This window comes from Nostoc sp., assembly GCF_036917195.1.
In the GTDB taxonomy this organism is placed as follows: domain Bacteria; phylum Cyanobacteriota; class Cyanobacteriia; order Cyanobacteriales; family Nostocaceae; genus Nostoc.
Genome location: NZ_JBALDG010000062.1, coordinates 1 through 5,704, shown reverse-complemented (window position 1 = coordinate 5,704; position 5,704 = coordinate 1). Strand labels below are relative to the sequence as shown.

Here is a 5,704-nt window from a genome sequence, read left to right as displayed (position 1 = left end):
TTTGATTGGTTGACTCTCAACCGTGACGTGTTTGCTGCTTACAAAGCTAGTTTGGGCTTTATTTGGGCTTAATTTTTGTTTAAGTCGCGTTAGTTATAACTGACAATGCAAGTCCTTACTTAGCATGGAATTTCAACTGCACTTTTGATTGCTCAAGAAAGTTTTTTGTAATATCTTCCAATAATTATTGATGATATTTCTGGCAAAAATCTAGCATTGATATTAATCAAAACTTCATTGAAGAACTACAGGTAATTGAACACTCACGGTAGTACCTGTCAATAGGTCAGAAGAAATTAACATTTCTCCACTATGAGCATTGACGATGCGTTTGGTAATAGCAAGTCCTAGCCCAGTGCCACAAGGTTTTGTGGAGAAGAATGGCACAGAAAGCTTGGCGAGAACTTCTGATGGAATTGGTTCGCCGCCATTGTGGACATGAATGCAGACTTTATCTGGATGCGAACAGTCTACTTTCCACTTCACAACATCTCCTGGTGCAACTGCCTCACAAGCATTGCGGATAATATTGATAAATACTTGTTTAAGTTTGTCCTTATCCCCCAAAATTTTTACCGTGGGCAAAATCGGAATAAATTCAATTTGTCGTTCTAGAGCTTCTGGCATTTCCCGGATGCATACCAGCAACTCATGAATGAATTCATTCACGTCCAATTCACAAAGTTGCAACACTTGGGGCTTGGCGTAGAGCAAAATTTCACTCAGCAGACGTTTTAGACGACTAGCTTCGCTCAGTGCCAATGCTAATCGCTCTTGAGCAGATTCAGTCAGAATAGTTTTTCGGAAATACTTTAATCCCATAATCATTGTAGTCAAGGGATTACGAATTTCATGCACAATAATGGCAGCAAATTCCCCAATAGCTGCCAATCGTTCCTGTTCCAAAAGTTTGGCTTGGGCGGCTCGTAATTCTGCGGTGCGTTTTTCAACCTCAGCTTCCAAAATATGATTAAATTGGCACTGTTGTTGATAAAGATGATAGTTGTCAATTGCTGTTGCAGCTCGTTCAGCAAATAATTCCACAATTTGAATGTCTTCTTTTTTAAAATCACGTGGTTGGTGATTAAATGAACAGATAGTACCAATCACTTCACTTTCAGCAGTCCGCAATGGTATCCCTAAATATGCACAATAACCTTCTGGAGCCTGTCCATACTCTGGGTGTTTTTGAGCATTTTCTACTGCTAATGAGTGACCCATTTTGATAACAGTGCCAGTTAGTAAACCATGTAGTGAATAAACATGTTCCCCCTGGCCCATTTCAAGACTACTCGCTAGAACAGTTTCAAATCCCTCTTGGCAAAAGGTAACAACCGTCCAATCAACTCCAATAAGTTCGCTGACTCCGCAGGCAATATTGTGCAAATAGCTACCCAGTTCGCCAGTTCGATAGTTTAAAGAAGACAAACGTGCTATGATTTGTCGCTCACGCTGCCAAGTTTGGTTGTGCAATAACATTTCGTCATCACTGGTTTTACTCATGGATGCCTATTGCATGGGTTATAAAAATAATTTCAAAAATCAACTGAATAGTTATTTGGGCCACGTTGCACTAGTTTGATAAAAAGATTTTACTAGAGACATATGCTATTTGCATACAACAAACTGATGAATTTTTACTTGATCAAATGTAAATTTATACAACAATTAGATAGGCAAGAATAAGTAGTGTGATTGTGAGTAAAGTTAAACAATCTCAGAGAATTACGTAGGCATAGCCCGTTGTAGATATCGCTTGACTTCAGTCTGGTCAATTCACGATAATATGGTTACGTTTATTTCTGTCTAAGTACTTACAGGCTGAAAATTTAGATTTTGTTGAGAAATCCATCATAGAAAACATCTCAAAAGGAAATCACCATGACAGTCAATTTGCAAGGAATATTACAGCAACCAGGACAAGGTTCCTCATACTGGGTGTTTCAGGATTTGTGTACTTTTAAGGCGGTAGGTGAAGAAACTGGTCAAGCTTATGCTCTAATTGAAATTACTGTTCAACCACAAAACGGTCCACCTCCCCACATTCATCGTCACGAAGATGAAGCCTTTTATATTCAAGAGGGAGAATTGGAATTTCAGCTTGATGAGCAGATTATATTAGCAATTTCTGGAACCTTTCTTCACTCTCCTAAAGGTCAACTTCATAGGTTTACAAATATCGGCTCACAGCCAGCAAAATTGCTGTGTTGGGTCACACCAGCAGGGTTAGAGAAGTTTTTTATGGAAGTAGGTGTGCCAGTCTCAGAGAAGACGCAATTACCTAGCCTTAGTCCGGTAGACATTGAAAAAATTTTGGCAGCTGCTCCAAGATACGGTCTTGAGATTATTGTGCCGTCTGCTGAATCTTCGCAGGTATAGCCCAATATAACTTGCGTGCGATCGCACTTATACACCAAACAACAGTGCTGGAAAGTCTCAGAATAATCAAGAAATTCCTATTGCTGGAGTTATGGAATTTGCCAAATTATCTGAGCAGCTTTTCCCCAGGCTTTTCAGTATTAAATAATCTCTATAATAAATGAGGTATGTCAAAATTAGGAATTTGCAATCAAGCAAAACCATTAAAAGAATAATTCCCTCCTTTGAAATTTAAAAAGGGCTTTTTGGTAAGAGATGCTGATAATCACACAATGCAGATTGTGGAGAAACGATATTAAGTCTTATCTCAGAACTATTCCGTTCAATAAATACAGCTAGACTAAATTACTTAAAAAAAACAGCAAATACGAGAAAAATGTTGAATATGCGATCGCACTTGTGTTTAATTTAGGGTGAGTACGATCGCTATGGTGTTGTAAAGCCGGGCTTTGGGATTAACGGAATAATTGCGCTATTATCAACTCTTAATACCACTCTTAGCACAGTAGAGGATTCATAATCGATAATCCAGATATTGATCGCCAGGAAGAATGTTGATTTATGTGTATAGAATTTGGGCGGGAAACCTGCGGCAATCTCGACACCGCAGAATCGCGGGAGTGGTTAGTTACTAACGGTATTGGTGGTTACGCTTCTGCAACTGTGGCAGGTTTATTGACCCGCCGCTATCACGGACTACTGGTAGCGGCATTAAAACCACCTTTAGGTCGCACTTTGCTGCTGGCAAAACTAGATGAAACTGTCCAGTATGACACTCGCTTTTATTCTCTACACACCAATCGTTGGGCAGATGGGATTGTCAGTCCCCACGGTTATCAACATATTGAACGTTTTTCTCTGGAAAACACAATACCTGTATGGCGGTTTGCTGTTGCTGATGCCTTATTAGAAAAACGGGTGTGGATGCAACAAGGCGCTAACACAACCTATGTCCAATATACTCTGCGTCGTGCCACCCAACCGCTGAAGTTGACGCTCAAAGCAATGGTCAACTACCGCGATTATCACGGCGATACTCAAAGCAACGGTTGGCAGATGTCTGTTGAGCAGGTAGAACAGGGGATTTGTGTAACTGCTTATTCGGGCGCTGTACCACTGTATCTACTGAGCGATTCGCCTAAAGGCGATAGCAGCGCTTCACGCGGTAGTGCATCTGTTGCCCACAATTGGTATTATGGCTTTGACTTGGCAGTTGAACGCTATCGGGGATTGAGAGATAAAGAAGACCACCTCCACGCTGCCAGTTTTGAAGTTACACTGAATCCTGGAGAAGCGATCGCATTTGTCGCCAGCACAGAAAAACAACCTGATTTGCATGGCGAAGCTGTACTTAAGTTGCGTCGCGCTCAAGAGCAGAAGCTAACAGGACTTTGGAATAGTAACCGACCCCTCAACACTAAGGAATCACCTAGCTGGATAAACCATCTAGTACTAGCTGCTGACCAGTTTATTGTTAACCGCCCAGTGCCAGAAGACTCCAACGGTAAAACCGTCATCGCTGGTTATCACTGGTTTGGCGACTGGGGACGCGACACAATGATTAGTCTCCCTGGTTTGACAATTTCGACTGGTCGCCCAGAGGTAGCACGCTCAATTCTTCGCACCTTTGCCAGATACGTAGACCAAGGAATGTTGCCGAATCGCTTTCCCGATGCAGGTGAGCAACCAGAATATAATACTGTTGATGCCACTCTCTGGTACTTTGAAGCAGTCCGTGCCTACTACAGTTCTACAGACGATGATAATTTGCTTGGTGAACTCTTTCCAATACTTGCAGACATCATTAATTGGCACTGTCGCGGTACACGCTACAACATCCACCTTGATGCAGCCGATGGCTTACTTTATGCAGGCGTTGCAGGTGTACAACTGACCTGGATGGATGCCAAAGTTGATGATTGGGTAGTTACGCCCCGAATTGGCAAACCGATTGAAGTTAATGCCCTGTGGTATAATGCTTTACGCACAATGGCAAAGTTTGCCCGTCAACTTGGTAAACCACATCAAGAATATGAGGCAATGGCAGACCGTGCTCAGTATAGATTTTCTCGCTTCTGGAATGACGAGACAGGTTATTGCTATGACGTTCTAGACAGTCCTGATGGTGATGATTCGGCGTTACGTCCTAACCAAATCTTTGCTGTTTCATTACCAGAAAGTCCGCTAACACTTGCCCAGCAAAGGAGTGTGGTGGAAGCTTGCGGACGAGTGCTGCTGACTTCTCATGGATTGCGATCGCTTGCCCCTGATCATCCTCAATATCAGGGTAAATACGGTGGAAATCAGTATCAACGTGATGGAGCTTATCATCAGGGGACAGTTTGGGGTTGGTTGTTGGGGCCGTTCGTCTTAGCACACCTGCGTGTCTACAAAAATCCTGAGCAGGCTCGTCAATTTTTGGAACCAATGGCTAATCATCTCACTGCACACGGTCTTGGCAGTCTCAGCGAGATTTTTGATGGAGATGCCCCGATGACTCCACGGGGATGCATTGCCCAAGCGTGGACAGTGGCAGAGGTTTTGCGTGCTTGGTTGGCGACGGAGATTTGATGCGGGCAATAACTCAGGACTTACAGCTATTTTCAGGAAATAACCCGTACAATAATTCTGCTCAATATCCTGCCAGAGATGTCATGGATGTGATTTGCAGTCGATCAGGACTTACGCACAGGTAACGGAAAATCGAACCACAGAGGACGCAGAGGACACGGAGGAATAAGAGTTTGAGAGGTTTTTTGCGTAAGTCCTATCGATATAAAATACAACCAGATGTTTTACTCAACCTGAGTTCGATAAACCTCTCCCTGCCTTGAACTAAAGTTAAAGTCTGTCCCTCTCTGACTCGGCTACGGTGTACAGATAAGTCGGAAAAACTTCATCCACCAAAGATTTGCGGTTCAGCAGCGCTCTTGGTAGGGTTCCCGGAGCAGGCGACTGCTGTTAGCGCAGCCTCTTCTCTACGAGACGCTCCGCGAACGAGGCAGCGCAAAGTCGGAGCGGCGGTTTCCGCCGTTAGCGCAGCGGTAGCGAGTCCGCGAGCGTCTCTGTTAGCGCAGCCTCTTCGACGCAGGAGCGTCACTTTGTAAGAGAGGAGCGTCACCCGTACCCTTCGGGATCTTGCATAGGAGAAGGGTGCGTCACGCTCCCGCGTCAAAGCTAAATTGTTGCAATCATGGCGATGCCTGCGGTTCTTGCTAGCCAACGCAAAAGTTATTTCGGCGAACTCATTTGTTATTTCGGCGAACTCATTTGTTATTTCGGCGAACTCATTTGTTATTTTGGCGAACTCATTTGTTATTTCGGC

4 protein-coding genes are annotated in these 5,704 nt (G+C 43.5%); 2 read left to right on the top strand and 2 right to left on the bottom strand.

The window, feature by feature from the left end:
• Window positions 1–234: 234 nt before the first annotated feature.
• The gene (locus V7K40_RS19595; protein ID WP_334962564.1) at window positions 235–1,503 is read right to left on the bottom strand and encodes an ATP-binding protein; all 1,269 of its coding nucleotides are present in this window, start codon (window positions 1,501–1,503) and stop codon (window positions 235–237) included.
• Between the two features lie 378 nt (window positions 1,504–1,881).
• On the opposite strand from V7K40_RS19595, the gene V7K40_RS19590 reads away from it, so the two are divergent.
• A complete protein-coding gene (locus V7K40_RS19590; protein ID WP_334962562.1) occupies window positions 1,882–2,379 on the top strand; it encodes a quercetin 2,3-dioxygenase in 498 nt (165 codons plus the stop codon).
• 561 nt (window positions 2,380–2,940) lie between these two features.
• Window positions 2,941–4,950, top strand: coding sequence for an amylo-alpha-1,6-glucosidase (locus V7K40_RS19585; RefSeq protein WP_334962560.1), 2,010 nt, complete (start codon window positions 2,941–2,943; stop codon window positions 4,948–4,950).
• A 325-nt stretch (window positions 4,951–5,275) separates the two neighbouring features.
• Here the strand turns inward: V7K40_RS19585 and V7K40_RS19580 are convergent.
• Window positions 5,276–5,704: hypothetical protein (locus tag V7K40_RS19580; protein WP_334962558.1), on the bottom strand; the 429-nt coding region annotated here is incomplete at its 5' end.